Genomic DNA, 16,668 nt, shown 5'->3' on the forward strand with positions numbered 1-16,668 from the left:
GCATGGACGTGATCTCCACCGGTATCGGTGTGCTCATCGCCGTGGTGCTGCTCATCGCGCTCGGCGTCGTGTTCTTCATCAGCCGCATGTTCCGCAAGGTGGAGCAGGGCAAGGCGCTGATCGTCAGCAAGGTGCGCCGCGTCGACGTCACGTTCACCGGGGCGGTCGTGCTGCCGGTGCTGCACAAGGCCGAGGTCATGGACATCTCGGTGAAGACGATCGAGATCTCGCGTACGGGGCGGGAGGGGCTGATCTGCCGCGACAACATCCGCGCGGACATCCGGATCACGTTCTTCGTGCGCGTGAACAAGACGACCGAGGACGTCATCAAGGTCGCGCAGGCGATCGGCACCACCCGGGCCAGCAGTGAGCAGACGCTGCAGGAGCTGTTCAACGCCAAGTTCTCCGAGGCGCTGAAGACCGTCGGCAAGCAGTTGGACTTCGTCGACCTCTACACCAAGCGCAACGAGTTCCGGGACCAGATCATCGAGGTGATCGGCACCGACCTCAACGGGTACAGCCTCGAGGACGCGGCGATCGACTTCCTCGAGCAGACGCCGCTGGGGTCGCTGGACCCGAAGAACATCCTCGACGCGCAGGGCATCCGGAAGATCACCGAGCTCACCGCGATCGAGTCGGTGCGCACCAACGACTACCGGCGCAACGAGGAGAAGGAGATCACCCGGCAGAACGTGGACGCCAAGGAGGCGATCCTCGAGCTGGAGCGCCGGCAGGCGGACGCGGAGATCAAGCAGCGCCGGGAGATCGAGACCATGCGGGCCCGCGAGGAGGCGGAGATCGCCCTCGCGCACGCCCAGGAGCGGCTGCGCGCCGAGGGTGCGCACCTGCAGACCGAACAGCAGCTCGGGGTGCAGCAGGAGAACAAGGCCCGGGAGATCGCGGTCGCCGAGAAGAACCGCGAGCGGGTCATCGCTATCGAGACCGAGCGCATCGAGAAGGACCGGATGCTCGAGGTCATCGGCCGCGAGCGCGAGACGCAGCTCTCCACGATCGCCAAGGACAAGGAGGTCGAGGCGGAGAAGCGCTCGATCGCCGAGGTGATCCGTGAGCGCATCGCCGTCGAGAAGACCGTCGCCGAGCAGGAGGAGAACATCAAGCGGCTGCGCGTCGTCGAGGAGGCGGAGCGTACCCGGCAGGCCGTGATCATCAACGCCGAGGCCGAGGCGCAGGAGGCCCTGGTCAAGGACATCAAGGCCGCGGAGGCGGCCGAGGCCGCCGCGAAGTTCAAGGCCCGCGAGGAACTGGTGCTGGCGGAGGCCCGCCAGCAGGCCGCCGAGCTCGACGCCCGGGCCAAGATCCGGCTGGCCGAGGGTACGCAGGCCGAGGCGGCCGCCGCCGGCCTCGCCGACGTGCAGGTACGCGAGCGCAACGCCGAGGTCGTCGAGAAGACGGGCCGCGCCGAGGCCGCCGTGGAGCGCGAGAAGGCGCTCGTCGCCGCGGAGGCGATCCGCGAGAAGCTCAAGGGCGAGGCCGAGGGCCTGCACGAGAAGGCCGGCGCGATGGCGGCGCTGGACGACGCGAGCCGCGAGCACGAGGAGTACCGGCTGCGGCTGGAGATGGAGAAGGAGATCCGGCTCGCCGGCATCCACGTGCACAAGGACATCGCCGAGGCGCAGGCCACGCTCATCGCCACCGGGCTGGAGAAGGCCGACATCGACATCGTCGGCGGCGACTCGGTGTTCTTCGACAAGCTGGTCGGCTCGATCACGCTGGGCAAGAGCATCGACGGCTTCGTCCAGCACTCCGACGTCGTGCAGGGGCTCGGCGCGCGCTACCTGGACGGCTCGGCGAACTTCGCCGACGACCTCAGCCGGGTGGTCGGCTCGGTCGGCACCGGTGACGTGGCGAACCTGACGCTGTCGGCGTTCCTCACCCAGCAGATCAAGGCCGGCCGCGAGGACTCCGGCAAGCTGCGTGAGCTGCTCGCCGCCGCCCAGGAGATGGGTCTCGCCGACGCGAAGGTGCCGGCGTCCCGGTGACCGACGCGACCACGGGGACCCTCGACGCGGGCACCTACGAGGTCCTGCGCGGCCGGCTCGGGGCCCAGGCCAAGGAGCTGGCCGCGCGGGCGGAGGCGCTCAACGCCCGCCGGATGGAGACATTCGGCGGGCAGCAGATGCGGCTGCTCGGCGCGGAACGGATCCGCACGGAGAACAACTGCGTGCCGCGCGACATCGTGCAGGTCGGCGGCGCGATGCTGTTCGGCTACAACGTGTTCATCGGGCTGAAGACCGAGACCACGGTCGCCGACGTGTTCACCGTGCACGGGTTCGCGGACGGCAAGTTCCACGAGACGACGCTGCCCGGGCTGCTCGACGATCCGCAGTTCCTGCGCGACTTCGCGGAGCTGTACCGCTACTACCGTGAGACGCATCTGCTGCAGCTGCGCCGGCTGGAGGGCGTGCTGCTGGCCGTCTTCCAGACCGGCGCCCGCGCCGACGACCTCAAGGTGCTGCGCTGGCGGGTCGGCACGGACGGCTCGGTGTCGTACGTGGACAACCGCGGCGAACGCGACCACGTCTTCCCGCCCTCGCACGACTTCGAGTGGCGGCTCACCACCCGTGAGCAGCACATCCTCGGCCGGCACCCGCACGTGTCGATCGAGGACGAGGTCTTCGTGGAGACGGTCGGCGGCACGCTCACCGTCAAGATCGAGAACAACACCGAGGACGGCGAGGGCATCTTCTCCGAGCCCGTCGACGAGCCGCTGCAGAGCCTTGCCGACGCGGAGATCGCGTACGCCCGGATCGGTCCGCTGATCCTGCTGCGCGTGCTGCCGTACAAGGAGACCCGGCACCGGTACCTGGTGTTCAACACGCGTACCCGTGAGGTGGTCCGGCTCGACGGGATCGGGCAGGCGTGCCAGCGGCTGCCCGAGGACCAGGGCGTCATCTTCCCCGGCGGCTACTACCTGTCCACCGGCATCGCGAAGACCTTCGACGCCGACGTGGCCGACCTGGAGTTCGAGCGGGTCGTGCGCTCGATCAACGGCGAGGACGTGCTGTACGTCTTCCACGCCCGGGTCGCGGGGCGCTACCTGCTGCTGCCGTACAACGTGATCCGCAAGGAGGTCGCCACCCCGATCGCCTGCCAGGGGTACTCGCTGTTCGACGACGGGACGCTGGTCGCCTTCCGGGCCGGGTCCGACGAGCCGACCCGCGTGCATCCGATGCAGGTGTGGCAGACGCCGTACGTCTCGGACACCTTCGCCGCCGCCCAGCCGGTCGGCGAGGGCCCGCTGGAGCGCGTGGGCAACGCCGACCTGGTCCGCGGCATCGCGGACGCGCTGTCGGTGGCCCGCATGGTCGAGGAGATGAGCCCGTCCGGGCCGGTCTTCGAGGCGATCATCGCGGCCTCCACCCGGCTCTTCGACAACTACCACTGGCTCACCGAGGGCGAGCTGGAGCAGCTCAGCGCCCCGCTGTCCGAGGTCCGCGCCACCGCCGAGCAGGTCCTCGACGAGTTCGAGTCGGTGCAGGAGCTGACCTCCCAGGCCGCCGCCGCGGTGGACGAGGCGGCCGCCGCGACGACCTCGCTGATCCGCCGGGCCCGCGGCGAGGTGCCCACCAGCACCGACGCCTGGATCCGGCAGCTCGCCGCGCTCCGGCAGGCACAGGGCCGCATCGTGACCCTGCGCGAGATGCGGTACGCCGACACCGCCCGCCTCGACGCGCTGGACACCGAGCTCACCGCCGAGGTCGACTCGACCGCCCGCCGGGCCGTGGAGTTCCTCCGGCGCGACGACGCGTTCACCGGCTACCAGCAGTCGGTCGAGCAGCTCGTCGCCGACGCGGCGGCCATCACCACGGTCGCCGAGGCCGCCCCGGTCGCCGAACGCCTCACCGAGCAGGCCGACGGGCTGCAGGTCGTCACCGAGGTCGTCGGCGGCCTCGACATCGCCGACGCCACCGTCCGGGTGGCGATCCTCGAGCACATCGGCGAGATCCTCGGCGGGGTCAACCGCGCCCGGGCCACGCTGGACGCCCGCCGCCGCGAGCTGGCCGCCGCCGAGGGCCGCGCCGCGTTCGCCGCCGAGTTCGCCCTGCTCGGCCAGTCCGTGACCGCCGGGCTCGCCGCGGCCGACACCCCGGAACGCGGCGACGAGCAGCTGGCCAAGCTGATGCTGCAGGTCGAGGCGCTGGAGTCCCGGTTCGGCGACTTCGACGACTTCGCCGACCAGCTGGCCGCGAAGCGTACGGAGGTCTACGAGGCGTTCGCGGCCCGGCGGCAGGCGCTGCTCGACGAGCGGGCCCGCCGCGCCGACCGGCTGTTCGGCTCGGCGCAGCGCACCCTGGCGAGCGTCCAGCGCCGGGTCGCCACGCTGGGCACGGTCGACGACGTCAACACGTACTTCGCCACCGACCCCATGGTGGCCAAGCTGCGGCAGGTCGCCGAGGAGCTGCGTACGCTCGGCGACACCGTACGGGCAGAGGAGCTGGACGGGCGGGTCAAGGCCGCGCGGCAGGAAGCCGGGCGTGCCCTGCGCGACCGGCTCGACCTCTACGGCGCCGACGGCACCACGATCACGCTGGGCCGGCACACGTTCGCGGTGAACACGCAGGCGATCGACCTCACGCTCGTGCCGGACGGGTCCGAGCTGGCGTTCGCGGTCACCGGCACCGACTTCCGCGCGCCGATCCGCGACGAGGCGTTCCGGGCCACCCGGCAGTTCTGGGACCAGCCGCTGATCTCGGAATCACGGGAGGTCTCCCGCGCCGAACACCTGGCCGCGACGCTGTTCGCCGACGACCCGGCGGGTGCGTCGGCCGCGCTGGCGGACGGCACCCTGCGCGATCTGGTACGCCGGGGAGCCGAGGCCCGCTACGACGAGGGCTACGAACGCGGCGTCCACGACAGCGACGCCGCGCTGATCCTCGGCGCGGTGGTCCGGCTGCACGCGGGAGCCGGCCTGCTGCGATATCCCGCGCCCGTCCGGGCCGCCGCGCAGCTGTTCTGGGCTGCGCTCCCCGCCGACCGGCAGTCGTCCTGGGCTGTCCGCGCCGGCTCCCTCGTCCGCGCCCGTGAGCTGTTCGGCGCCGGTCAGGACCTCGCCGACCTCTGCGCGTCCCTCGCGGCGGCCGCGGGGGACGAACCGGCCGTCGGTGAATACCTCGTGGAAGAGCTGGCGAGCGCCCCCGCCGGCTTTGTGACCAGCGCTTCGGCCCGGATGTTCCTCGACCGCTTCCACCGTGCGCTGTCCCCCGAGGCGGCGCGGTCCTATGCGGAGGATCTCCGCGCGCTGGAGGCAGACCCCGGTTCCCGCCGACAGGTCGTGCACGCCTGGCTGTCCGCGTTCCACCGGGCGCACCCGGACGCCGGGGACGGGAGCGACCTCGTCGAGGCCGTGGCGATCGAGCTGACCGGGACGGCGCTGACCCGGTACGACTCCGCGGCGGCGATCAGCGAGACCGTCGAGGGGCTGCTGTCGACGCACCCGCGGCTGGCGGGCGGGCGGCTGACCGTACGGCTCGACGAGTTCCTCGCGGCCACCCGGCGGTTCCGGGAGGAGCAGATGCCGGCGTACCGGGCGTACCAGAAGCAGCGGACCGCCCTCGCCGCCGCCGAACGCGACCGCCTGCGGCTCGACGAGTACAAGCCCGGCGTCATGTCCGCGTTCGTGCGCAACCGCCTGCTCGACGAGGTCTACCTGCCGCTGATCGGCGACAACCTGGCCCGCCAGCTCGGTGCCGCCGGTGACGGCAAGCGCACCGACCAGTCCGGCCTGCTGCTGCTGATCTCACCGCCCGGCTACGGCAAGACGACCCTCATGGAGTACGTCGCCAACCGCCTCGGCCTGGTCTTCGTCAAGGTCAACGGGCCGGCGCTCGGGCACGGCGTGACCTCGCTCGACCCGGCGGAGGCGCCCGACGCCACCGCCCGCCAGGAGGTCGAGAAGATCTCGTTCGCCCTGGAGATGGGCAACAACGTCCTGCTCTACCTCGACGACATCCAGCACACCTCGCCCGAGCTGCTGCAGAAGTTCATCTCGCTCTGTGACGCGCAGCGGCGGATGGAGGGCGTCTGGGACGGCCGGACGCGCACGTACGACCTGCGCGGCAAGCGGTTCGCGGTGTGCATGGCGGGGAACCCGTACACCGAGAGCGGCACCCGGTTCCGGATCCCCGACATGCTGGCGAACCGGGCCGACGTGTGGAACCTCGGCGACGTGCTGTCCGGGCGCGAGGACGTGTTCGAGATGTCGTACCTGGAGAACGCGCTCACCTCCAACCCGGTGCTCGCGCCGCTGTCCGCCCGCGACCGGGACGACCTGCCGCTGCTCGTGCGTCTCGCCGAGGGTGACGACTCGGTACGCCCCGACCGGCTCAGCTACGCGTACTCGGCGACGGAGCTGGAGCAGGTGCTGTCCGTGCTGCGCAAGATGCGCCGGGTGCAGCGGATCGTGCTGCGCAACAACCAGACGTACATCGCCTCGGCGGCCCAGTCGGACTCGGCGCGCACCGAGCCGCCGTTCAAGCTGCAGGGCTCGTACCGCAACATGAACAAGCTGGCTGAGCGCATCGTGCCGGTGATGAACGATGCCGAGCTGGACGCCGTGGTCGACGACCACTACCGGGGCGAGGCGCAGACGCTGACCACCGGTGCGGAGGCCAACCTGCTGAAGCTGGCCGAGCTGCGCGGGCGGCTGACCGCCGACCAGGCCGCCCGCTGGGAAGAGGTCAAGGCGGCGTTCCGGCGCGAGCAGGCGCTGGGCGGCGCGGAGGACGACCCGATGACCCGGGCGGTCGGCGCGGTAGGCCTGCTCGCCGACCGGGTCTCCGGCGTCGAGAAGGCGATCCTCGGGCGCGCTCAATGAACCCTTTTCCACCTGGCATCGAGCCTGACCGCCTCGCCACGTGGAAAAAGGTTCAGTCCTGAGCGCGCAGCAGTGACGGGTCCTCGCGGAGCAGGGCGGCCAGGCGCCGGGCCGCCATCTCCGTCTCCTCCTCGCTGACCCGCAGCGGCACCGGCTCGGGCAGCGGGGTCGGCATGCCGAGCGGCGGCTCGGGGGCGCGCTCGGCGGCGCTCGGCTCCTGCGGGGCCCGGTGCTGCTCGGGATGGATCGGGCGGGTGGTCTGCGGGGGCACTTCCGGCGGCGGGGTGGCCGCGAACGGGTGCGGCTGAGGCTCCTCGTAGCGGTGCGAGCCCGTCGGGTCGGGCTCCATGACCGGCGGGCCGACCGGCGAACCGAACACGTAGCCGTTCGGCGGCGCGTACGGCTCCGGCTCCGCCTCTTCGACGAGGTCGATGTCGATGTAGTCCTCGTGGGCGGGCTCCGCCGCGCGCTGCGCGACCGAGTTGTCCGCGCGCACCTGCACGATGCCGTCCTCGACCCCGAAGTGCAGCAGCACCGGGTCGCCCGCACCCTCGACACCGACCGTCACGGCGAGCTCGGGGTTGCGCCCGACGACCCCGGCGATCGCCTCGACCAGCTCTGTCACGGCCGGCGGGGTGCCGGTGGCCTCGCCCGCGGCACGGCGGCGTAGCTCGTCCCGGCGCGCCAGCCTGTCCAGCGCGTCGTCCAGTCCGCCTCGCACGTCACCGTCCTCCCGTCACACGCGGTCGCCCCGTACCACTGTGCCCGCTCGGAGGGCGGTTTGTGAACCGGGCAACCAGCGACTCGGCGCACACCTTACGACGATCGCATCCGCATGGCCTTGTCGAGGGCCTGGTCGAGCACCACGAGCAGGGCGTCGCGGACGGAGCCGCGGAAACGGGCGTCGAACTGCAGAACCGGCACGTCGTCACGGACCGCGAGCGCCCAGCGCACCTCGTCGAGGTTGTAGCCGGCCTGCCCGTTGAACGTGTTGATCCCGACGACGAACGGGAGCCCGGCGCGCTCGAAATAATCCACTGCGGGATAACAGTCGTCGATCCGGGACGTATCGACCACGACGAGCGCGCCGAGGGCGCCGCGGACCAGGTCGTCCCACATGAACGCGAAGCGGGACTGGCCCGGCGTGCCGAACAGGTACAGCTTCAGCGTCTGGTCGATCGTGACGCAGCCGAAGTCCATCGCGATCGTCGTGGTGGTCTTGGCCGTGGCCTGCCCCGGGTCGTCGACGCCGACCGACTCCATGGTCATCTCGGCCTCGGTGGTCAGCGGCGAGATCTCCGAGATGGCGCCCACGGTCGTCGTCTTGCCCACGCCGAAGCCGCCGGCAACGATGATCTTGACCGGCACCGGCGGTGCGGTCCGCTGCGGCGCGCCCGGTACGCGCGCGGTGCCGACGACGCGGCTCTCAGGAAATGGATCGAAGTCCACGGATCACTCGCATGATGGTCTCGGGGTCGGGGAAGTCGTTCTCCAACACGTGTACGTCCAGGTGGCCGGCGGCCCGCAGATCACCGACCAGGATCCGCGTGACGCCGAAGTGCAGCCGGAGCCGGGCCGAGATCTCGGCCACCGACAGCGGCTCACCGCACAGGTGCACGATGGCCCGCTGCTCGGGTGACAGCCGCGCGGACAATGCGCCGGGGTGCGCGCTGACCTGCGTCTCCAGCCCGATGGCGGGATCGACCGCCGCGACCCGGCCGGACGTGATGACGAACGGCCGCAGCGACGTCGTGTGCTCGCCGGGCGGCTCCCCGGGCGCGGGCCCGGGGGGCGGGGCCGGCGCGGGTTCGTACCGCACGCCGGGGCCCGTGGCGCGCAGGAACGGCCGGACACCCGTTGCCGCCGGGTGGTCCGGGTCGTCGGGGTCGGCCGGGAAGGTCATTGCTGAACGGCGTTCTTCAATTCAGCGATGAGGCGCGGGCTGAGGGCGCCGCCGGCCCGGGTGGCGAAGAGCGTCATCTCGTACGCGAGCGTGCCGAGGTTGGCCGAGCGGTCGGCGATCACGCCGAGCACCGAGCCGGCGCTGATCGCGGTGACCAGCAGGTACCCGTCCGCCATGTCGATGATGACCCGGTTGAGGCTGCCCAGCGCGTACCAGCTGGCGGCGCCGCCGGCGAGGCTGGTCAGGCCGGAGACCACCGCGGCGAGGCGCTCGGCGTTGGGCCGGTCCTTGATCGCCGACATCGCCATCAGCAGCCCGTCGGAGGACACGGCGATGGCCTCGACGACGCCCGCGGTGCCGGACGTGAACGAGTCCAGCAGCCAGTTGAAGGTCTTCGCCTCCGCACTGAGCTGGGATTGCGCGTAGTCGCGCCCGTTGCCGGTGTCGGTGGAGTAGGGGGAAGTCATCGCGGTTGTCCCTCTGGTTGTGGCTGGCTGTCCTGCAGTGCTCGCGCTACGCCGTACTCGAACTGCTCCATGAGCGCCCGGGCGGCGTCCGGATCGAGCGGCTGAGCCGGCGTGGCCGGCGGGGTGGGATTCATGGGTTCGCTGACCGGCAGCGTCGCGCCGGGCACCCGCCGGGTCAGCGGCGGGTGGCCCACCGCCGGCGGCGCCGACATGTCCTGCTCGATGACGTCCCACTTGGCGCGGGAGACGCCGGCCTCGAAGGCGTCGAACGCCTCCCGGGCCGCGAGCGCGTCGTCCGAGGTCGGCGGCGCGGCGGGCAGCCTGGGGCCGGTCTCGGCGGGCAGCTGGCTGCCGGGCACGCGCCGGCGCAGCGGCGCGGCCGTCCCGTTCCGCGGCTCCGGGCTCGTGCGCGGTTGCGGCACGACCGCCGGGGGCGCGGGCGTCGAGCTCACGGGCGTCGAGCTCACGGGCGTCGGGCTGACCTGTATCGGGCTGACCGGGGCGGGCCCGGGCTGCCGGAAGTCGGCCACCGGCTGCGGACGCTGGTACATCGCGTCCACCGGCGCGTCCACCACCGGGCGCTGCGGTTCGGCGTACCGACCGGCCGCGGGCAGCTCCGGCAGCGCCGCCGGGAACCGTCCCGCCACCGGCGTCGCCTCGAAGACCTGGTGGTCGGTCGGGGACGCCTCCAGCTGCGGCCGGACCGCGAAGGCGTTCCAGCTGCGGGCGGACTCCAGCGTGCGGGTGGCCCGGGTCAGCACGTTCGCGTCGAACGGCTGGGCGCTGCCGGGCACGGACCGGACGGAACCGCCGGCGATCAGCGGGGCGAACTCGCTGTGCTGGCTCGGCACGGTCGCGTGGATCGGCGACACCGCCACGGGCATCGCCTCGGGCCGCGCCACGAGGTGCGCCGGCTTGAGGTCCACCCACGCGGTCACGCCGCCGTCGGGGGTGTCGGTGAGCGTGACCTCGATGCCGTGCCGCCGGGCGAGGCGGCCCACCACGAACAGGCCGAGCACCTCACTGGGCACCAGGTCGAGACGCTCGCGGCGGGTGAGCCGCGCGTTCTCCTCGGCGAGGCGTTCCGGGGCCAGGCCCAGGCCGTGGTCGACGACGGCCAGGCGGGCACCGCCGTGCAGGTCCGAGGCGCTGACCGTGACGCGGGTGTGCGGCGGCGAGAACGACGTGGCGTTCTCCATCAGCTCCGCGAGCAGCAGCGTCAGGTCCGCCACGACCGCGGGTACGACCACGATCTCCTCGGGCACCTCGACGTCGACGCGGGTGTAGTCCTCGATCTCACCGAGGGCGAGGCGTACGACGTCGGACAGCGGCAGCGGCGCCATGTGGTCGTTCGCGCCGGCGCCACCGGAGAGCACGACCAGCGCGCTCGCGTTCCGCCGCAGACGGCTGGACATGTGGTCGAGCCGGTACAGCTCGCCGAGGCGGTCCGTGTCGGTCTCGCGGCGCTCGAGGTTGTCGATCAGGGCGAGCTGACGGCCGACCAGGTTCTGCGTACGACGTCCGACGTGCCCGAACATCTGGGCGACGTTGCGGCGGCCGAGCACCTGGCGTTCCACCAGCCGGGCGGCCGTGGTCTGCACCCGGTCGAACGCGCGCGCCAGGTCGCCGATCTCGTCGCGGGCCTCCACGTCGACCGGGTCGAGGCGGATCGGCCGGGACGCCTCGTACTCGTCGTCGGCCACGCGTTCGAGCTCGGCCTCGGCGGTGCGGGCGATCCGTTCCGCGGAGGACGTCAGGCGGCGCAGCGGCCGGGCGACCGCGCGGGCCATGAACAGCGACAGCGCGACCACCAGCAGCAGCAGGAGCAGCGAGCCGCCACCGACCAGCGCGGCGGTGCGCAGCGCGTCGTCACGGTTGCGGGTCACGACCGTGTCCACGTCCGCGGCGACCCGCTTCTCCACGAAGCCGCCGAGGACGATGACGGACCGCAGCGACGGGAACAGCGTCTGGATGCTCAGCTGCTTGATCGCCGACTCCGGGTCGGTGGCCGCCTCGACCAGGAAGCGGGTGCCGACGCGCGAGGCGAAGGCGTCCTGGGCGCCGAGGTAGAGCTTGTACTGCGCGTCGGTGAAGTACGGCTGCGCGTTGGTGATGATGAACTGCAGCTGCAGCAGGGTCGAGTAGAACAGGCGGACCAGCCCGGAGTTCTTCGTGACCACGGCGGCGGTCAGGTACCCGGACGCCTCGCTGATCAGGTTGTCGCTGCGGAGGGCCTGCTCGAGGGCGTACATCTGGCGGCCCGTCGAGGTGGTGAGGTCCGCCTTCCGCGACAGCCCGAGTGCGTCGATGATCTGGTTGATCACGGCGCTGAAGTCGCTGACGATCAGGTCCGGCCGGATGGTCCGGTCGAGCACGCCGGCGCGGGTGCCGCTGAGCTTCGAGATGTTGTCGACAGCCTTGGTCATGTCGGCCGACAGCGGCTCGTCGAGGTGCTTGAGCCCCTGGATGCGGTCAGTGGCCTTGGCGGTCTGCACGGCCAGTTCGGGCTCCTGGACCAGGCCGAACATGTAGCCCACCGAGAGGAGGCGCTCCTCCTGCAGCTCCTGGACGGCCGAGCCGACCCGGGTGGCGAGCAGGACGGCGTCGGAGGTGCCCTGCGCGTCGCGCGCCACGTCGACGCGGTTGACGACGATCGGCACGGCGAGCGCCACGACCCCGATGAGGGGTACGAGCACGAGCAGCGTGAGCTTCCCGAGGATGCGGAACTTACCGAAGAGCACCGGTTCGCTCCCGCCGTGTCGAGGTGGCGTCGCCGTACGCCGGCATCTGGCCACCGAGCTCGACGCCGCCCGGCCCGACCGTCATGTCGCGGGTGGACTCGCCGGGGGCCCGCGCGGACGGGGACGGCCCGGAGGCGCCGCGCCGGCGGCCGGTCAGCGGCAGGATGATCGCGGCGAGCGCGAGCAGGACCGCGGCGATGGCGGCGGCGAGCGTCTCCAGCGTGCGGTAGCCGAGGCTGTCGAGCCGGTCGTCCAGCAGCCGCGTCATCTCCCGCGTGGTGATGCCGGCGAGGTTGCCCAGCGACACCTGCAACCGGGTCTGCGCCGTGGCGATGGTGGAGGCGTTCGGGGCGCCGGTGGGGTTGGCGCCGCGGGTGAGCAGCTCGACGCCGCGGCGGAACGCGTCCAGGCCGCTGACCAGGTTGCCGCTCAGCGTCGGGCTGCTGGTGTCGTCGACCGCCGCCTGCAGGTTGTCGGTCAGGTTGTTCACCGAGGTGTTCACCTCGACCACCGCGGCGCCGAACTGCGGGCCGAGCTGGGCCCGCTGCTGCGCGTCGGCCTTGGCGACGAGCTGGCTGAGGTCGCTCATGCGGCTCATCTGGACGACGGCGGCGGGCAGGTCGTCGGCGACCGCCTGCTGCAGGTGCGAGATGTCGTTGTCGGGGTCGCGGGCCAGCTCCGAGTTGTTGCGCACCGCGTCGTACAGGGCCAGCGTCAGGTCGGCGACCTCGACGTGGGCCTGGTAGACGGCGAGCGGTCCGCCGGTGGCCTTGGGGAGCAGGTCGATACGCTGCTTCAGCCCGCTCCACCGGTCCCGCGTCCGCAGCTCTGCGCCCAGGCGCTGGTCCACGGCGGAGACGCCGGCGACCGCGGACGTCAGCGAGCTCGGCGGGGTGGCGACGCCGGACAGCGCCGAGGACTGCGCCTCGGTGAGCGCGCTGACCAGCGGGCCGAGGGCGGTCAGGTACTCGACGCCCTTCTGCTCGAGCCGGGTGCTCTCCTTGCGGTCCGAGACGTCGTCCCAGGCCCGGGCGAACAGGATGCCCGCCGGCACGAGTATCAAAAGCGTCAAAACAGCCGCGAGCACGGACCGCGTCCGGGATCGCCGGTTCTCCACCGAGACTGACATCGCCAATTCCTCCACCATGCGCCCGCGATAGACCGTTTCGGCGGCTACCCTCCGTAGCCGTGCAAGCGCACCGATCCGGGTCAATCTATCCGAGAAAAAATCATGTGACCCCTTTCCTAGGGTCAGTCTTGGCTCGTCTGATCGGAGGATGGACCGCGGGGCCGGGCAGGTCGTAGGCGGTTCCGGAACCAGCCCCACCAGCCACGTCGCCGCTGTCCGGCCCGGACGCGACGCGCGCTGGGCGCGCTCCCGTGTGCGCCCTGGCCCGGCGACCCCGGCCAGGACCGAACTTCCACAGTGGAGTACGCTGTCTTGCCCGGCCATTGTTACTCAGCGGTAAAGACTGCGTCACGTAGTGATACTTAGTTGCTCTGCGTAGTCATGCGGATACATTTCTCGTCTCACGTACCGGACGAATCCATGAGAAAGCCCGCCCGGTGGAAGGCCGGACGGGCTTTCGGATCTTCGCTGGGGACGAAGGGAGTGCTAGGCGTCCGCCTCCTGGGCGAAGCGGTCCAGGACCTTCAGCAGGGTCTCCCGGCTGTCGCCGAGCTGCTCGCCCGTCCACCGCTCCTCCACCGCGATCACGGTGCCGTCGTGCATCCGCAGGTCGGCCCGCACCGGGGTGCGCTTGGTCACCGTGGCGCCGCGTACCTCCTCGAACGGCACGAACCGGTATTGCGCCGCCAGCTGCTCCACCGGTGCCGACCCGAGCAGCTCCTGCAGGCGCTTCTTGCCGTGGTCCGTCGACTTGGGCCCGGGCACGAACAGGAACCCACGGTCCAGCAGCACCAGATCGGTGTGCGCGCCGTCGACCTTCAGGTTCGCCATCGCGGCGATCACGTCCGAACCGCTCGCGGACGCCTTGCGCTCGATGATGCCGGCGGCCTCCACGTGTACGCCCCGCTCGGCCAGCCGGGCCCGCGCCTCGCCGATCGTCTGAGGCGAGACGGCGAGCTTGGCGATCTCCTCGAAGTCCAGCTCCGCGCCCTGCGCGTCGGTCAGCCGCGCCGGGCCCGACCACGAGTGCTGCCAGAACGCCGTACCGGAACGGATGGCCGCCAGGGCGAACAGCATGTCCATCGGGCCGGCGAACCTGAGCGCCGCCTCCTTGCGGGTCGCCCCGGGGAAGAACTCCTCCGCCAGCTCCCCGAGCCGTCCCGCGGTCACGAGGTCGAACAGCGTGCCCAGCCCGGGGTCCGGGGCGCCGGTGAGCCGGCCCAGCGACCGGAAGATGCGGTCGGCGTTGCGCTGCAGACGGGCGGTCGCCGCGGCGGCGGTGAACTGCGGCCACGGCAGCACCTGCCGGTTGCCGACGTCGACCACCTCACGCTGCAGGGCGATCCCCGCCTCACGGATCGAGGGCAGCAGGGCGGCGGCGGGCCGGCCGTCCACCGGGTGCGCCACCTGCGGCGCCGTACGCATCACCGCGATCCGCTCGGCCGTCGACGGGTGCGTGTCCCAGCGCGAGCGGTGCTCCTCCGGCTCCTGATCGCGCAGCTCTGCCAGCTCGTCCCCGCGGGCGGCGAAGAGCTGCCCGAAGCCGCCGAAGAAGTCGTCCGGCGCGTACCCGGCCTCCCAGCCGCCGGACACGTACCGTCCGAAGTAGAAGTCCCAGGCCGCGTCGACGACCGGCAGCTCGCGCAGCGTCGACATGGCCACCTCGGGGCCCGCGACGCGCACCGAGGCGCGGTCGGCGTCCAACTCCTGCCGGCGGGAGGCGGCGTTGTCGACGAGCAGGTACAGCCGGGCGTAGCCGCGGAACACCATGCCCACCGGGTTCCACTTGCCGATGCGGCTGACCGTGCCACCGATCGCCAGCCGGCCCCGGTACGCCACCGCGCCGAGCCGGGTGTGCCGTCCCGAGTAGTGGCCCAGCTCGTGGGCGACGACCGAGCGCATCTGATCCACCGACAGCGCCTGCACCAGCGGCATGCCCAGATACAACAGGCGCCGGCCCCCGATGAGGCCCAGCAGCTTGGTGTCCTCGCTGACCGCGGCGTTCACCTCGGGCACCAGGCGGATCTCGTCGGGCGTACGCGTACCGACCTCGGCGGCCAGGGCCCGTACGGTGTTCCACAGCTCCGGCGCCTGCTCCGGTGAGACGACGAGCCCGTGCATCGGCTCGGGGCGCGTACGGATGGCCCGCCACAGCCCCACCACGGTCGCGCCCACGGCCAGCAGCAGCGGGAAGCCCAGCTTGATCCCGACGCCGGCGTTGGCCTCCATCGAGATCCACACGACGAGCGCCAGCACGGCGGCCAACTGGATCAGAGCGACCACATAGAAGCCGAGCAGCATCACGACGGATGCGGCAGCACGAAACATCTCCGGTGTTCCTTCCCCCGTGACACCGCGCATGCCAGCCGCGGTCCCGCGCACCGGACCGGCCGCGCGGCGCGAGGAAGATACCGGCACCGATCTCTGCCCGGCAACCCCGTGCGCCGCTGCGCCGACGTCGAGCGGAACGGCGTATGTGAGCCCTACGCTGACCGCATGCCAACCCGTGATCCGGTCGCCGACCTGCGGCGCATCGCGTTCCTGCTGGAACGGGCCAACGAGGCGACGTACCGCGTCCGAGCGTTCCGGTCGGCGGCCGCGACGGTCGCGGCGCTGCCCGCCGCGGAGCTGGCCGAGCGTACGGCCGAGGGCACGCTGGCCAAGCTCCCCGGCGTCGGGGACGTGACCGCCCGGTGCATCGCCGAGTCCCTCGCCGGCGAGGAGCCGGTGTACCTGCGCCGGCTCGAGACCACCGAGGGCACCGACCTGAAGGGCGCGGCCGCCGCCCTGCGCCAGGCGTTGCGCGGCGACTGCCACGCGCACTCCGACTGGTCCGACGGCGGCTCACCGATCGAGGAGATGGCGCTCGCCGCGGTCGAGGTCGGCCACGAATACCTCGTGCTCACCGACCACTCCCCGAGGCTGACCGTGGCGCACGGTCTGACCGCCGAACGCCTGCGCAAGCAGCTCGACTACGTGGAACGGCTGAACGACGCGCTGCCCGACGGCTTCCGCATCCTCACCGGCATCGAGGTCGACATCCTCGCCGACGGGTCGCTGGACCAGGAGGACGAGCTGCTCGCCCGCCTCGACGTGGTGGTCGGGTCGGTGCACAGCAACCTGCGCGAGGAGTCGCCGAAGATGACGCGCCGGATGCTGGCCGCCATCGCCAACCCGCACCTCGACATCCTGGGGCACATGACCGGTCGCAAGGTCTCCGCGGGCGGCGAGGGCGACCGGGCGCACCGCGGCGGGCGCACCCGGCCGCCCAGCACGTTCGATCTGGAGAAGGTGCTCGCCGCCTGCGTCGAGCACGGCAAGGCCGTGGAGATCAACTCGCGACCGGACCGGCTCGATCCGCCGAAGCGGATGCTCACCGTCGCGGTCGAGGCCGGGTGCCTCTTCAGCATCGACACCGACGCCCACGCGCCGGGACAGCTCGACTGGCAACGGTACGGGTGTGAGCGCGCCGCGCTGTGCGGCGTACCGGCCGACCGGGTCGTGAACACCTGGTCGGCCGAGCGCCTCCTCGAATGGACGGCGGGTCACTCGGCGGCGGAATAGGGCCCGAGATTGTCGGAGGTCTCCCGTAG

Annotated in this window: 10 protein-coding genes; 3 read left to right on the forward strand and 7 right to left on the reverse strand. The window is 71.9% G+C overall.

From position 1 onward, the window contains the following. Positions 1 to 2: 2 nt before the first annotated feature. The gene (locus IT780_RS04495) at positions 3 to 2,000 is read left to right on the forward strand and encodes an SPFH domain-containing protein (protein ID WP_199510127.1); all 1,998 of its coding nucleotides are present in this window, start codon (positions 3 to 5) and stop codon (positions 1,998 to 2,000) included. After that, positions 1,997 to 6,835 (forward strand): DNA repair ATPase, encoded by a 4,839-nt coding sequence (locus IT780_RS04500; RefSeq protein WP_199510128.1) that lies wholly within the window; start codon positions 1,997 to 1,999, stop codon positions 6,833 to 6,835. The genes IT780_RS04495 and IT780_RS04500 overlap by 4 nt, the downstream gene beginning before the upstream one ends. Before the next feature lie 52 nt (positions 6,836 to 6,887). Here IT780_RS04500 and IT780_RS04505 read toward each other — a convergent pair whose 3' ends face one another. The 7 genes from IT780_RS04505 to IT780_RS04535 form a co-directional block, all read right to left on the reverse strand. After that, positions 6,888 to 7,556, reverse strand: a complete 669-nt coding sequence (locus IT780_RS04505; RefSeq protein WP_199510129.1) for a hypothetical protein — start codon at positions 7,554 to 7,556, stop codon at positions 6,888 to 6,890. Positions 7,557 to 7,651: 95 nt separating this feature from the next. Then, positions 7,652 to 8,284 carry a GTP-binding protein gene (locus IT780_RS04510; RefSeq protein WP_199510130.1) on the reverse strand — a complete coding sequence of 211 codons (633 nt, stop codon included), beginning with the start codon at positions 8,282 to 8,284 and terminating at the stop codon, positions 7,652 to 7,654. Beyond that, a complete protein-coding gene (locus tag IT780_RS04515; RefSeq protein ID WP_199510131.1) occupies positions 8,262 to 8,738 on the reverse strand; it encodes a DUF742 domain-containing protein in 477 nt (158 codons plus the stop codon). Before IT780_RS04515 ends, IT780_RS04510 begins: the two co-directional genes overlap by 23 nt. After that, positions 8,735 to 9,205, reverse strand: coding sequence for a roadblock/LC7 domain-containing protein (locus tag IT780_RS04520; RefSeq protein WP_199510132.1), 471 nt, complete (start codon positions 9,203 to 9,205; stop codon positions 8,735 to 8,737). The genes IT780_RS04515 and IT780_RS04520 overlap by 4 nt, the downstream gene beginning before the upstream one ends. After that, positions 9,202 to 11,946: a sensor histidine kinase gene (locus IT780_RS04525; RefSeq protein ID WP_199510133.1), complete on the reverse strand. Its 2,745-nt coding sequence runs from the start codon at positions 11,944 to 11,946 to the stop codon at positions 9,202 to 9,204. The genes IT780_RS04520 and IT780_RS04525 overlap by 4 nt, the downstream gene beginning before the upstream one ends. After that, positions 11,933 to 13,000, reverse strand: coding sequence for a hypothetical protein (locus tag IT780_RS04530; RefSeq protein ID WP_199510134.1), 1,068 nt, complete (start codon positions 12,998 to 13,000; stop codon positions 11,933 to 11,935). The genes IT780_RS04525 and IT780_RS04530 overlap by 14 nt, the downstream gene beginning before the upstream one ends. A 561-nt stretch (positions 13,001 to 13,561) precedes the next feature. Continuing rightward, positions 13,562 to 15,403: a M48 family metallopeptidase gene (locus tag IT780_RS04535; RefSeq protein WP_199510135.1), complete on the reverse strand. Its 1,842-nt coding sequence runs from the start codon at positions 15,401 to 15,403 to the stop codon at positions 13,562 to 13,564. Between the two features lie 168 nt (positions 15,404 to 15,571). On the opposite strand from IT780_RS04535, the gene IT780_RS04540 reads away from it, so the two are divergent. Next, positions 15,572 to 16,639, forward strand: a complete 1,068-nt coding sequence (locus tag IT780_RS04540) for a PHP domain-containing protein (protein WP_199510136.1) — start codon at positions 15,572 to 15,574, stop codon at positions 16,637 to 16,639. Positions 16,640 to 16,668: the final 29 nt, after the last annotated feature.

This window comes from Nucisporomicrobium flavum (genome assembly GCF_016464385.1).
Lineage (GTDB): Bacteria > Actinomycetota > Actinomycetes > Mycobacteriales > Micromonosporaceae > Actinoplanes > Actinoplanes flavus_A.

Bases quoted from the DNA above. Each gene is read 5' to 3' on its own strand.
- IT780_RS04495 (WP_199510127.1), top strand. From the start codon at position 3: ATGGACGTGATCTCCACCGGTATCGGTGTGCTCATCGCCGTGGTGCTG.
- IT780_RS04515 (WP_199510131.1), bottom strand. From the start codon at position 8,738: ATGACCTTCCCGGCCGACCCCGACGACCCGGACCACCCGGCGGCAACG.
- IT780_RS04520 (WP_199510132.1), bottom strand. From the start codon at position 9,205: ATGACTTCCCCCTACTCCACCGACACCGGCAACGGGCGCGACTACGCG.
- IT780_RS04535 (WP_199510135.1), bottom strand. From the start codon at position 15,403: ATGTTTCGTGCTGCCGCATCCGTCGTGATGCTGCTCGGCTTCTATGTG.
- IT780_RS04540 (WP_199510136.1), top strand. From the start codon at position 15,572: ATGCCAACCCGTGATCCGGTCGCCGACCTGCGGCGCATCGCGTTCCTG.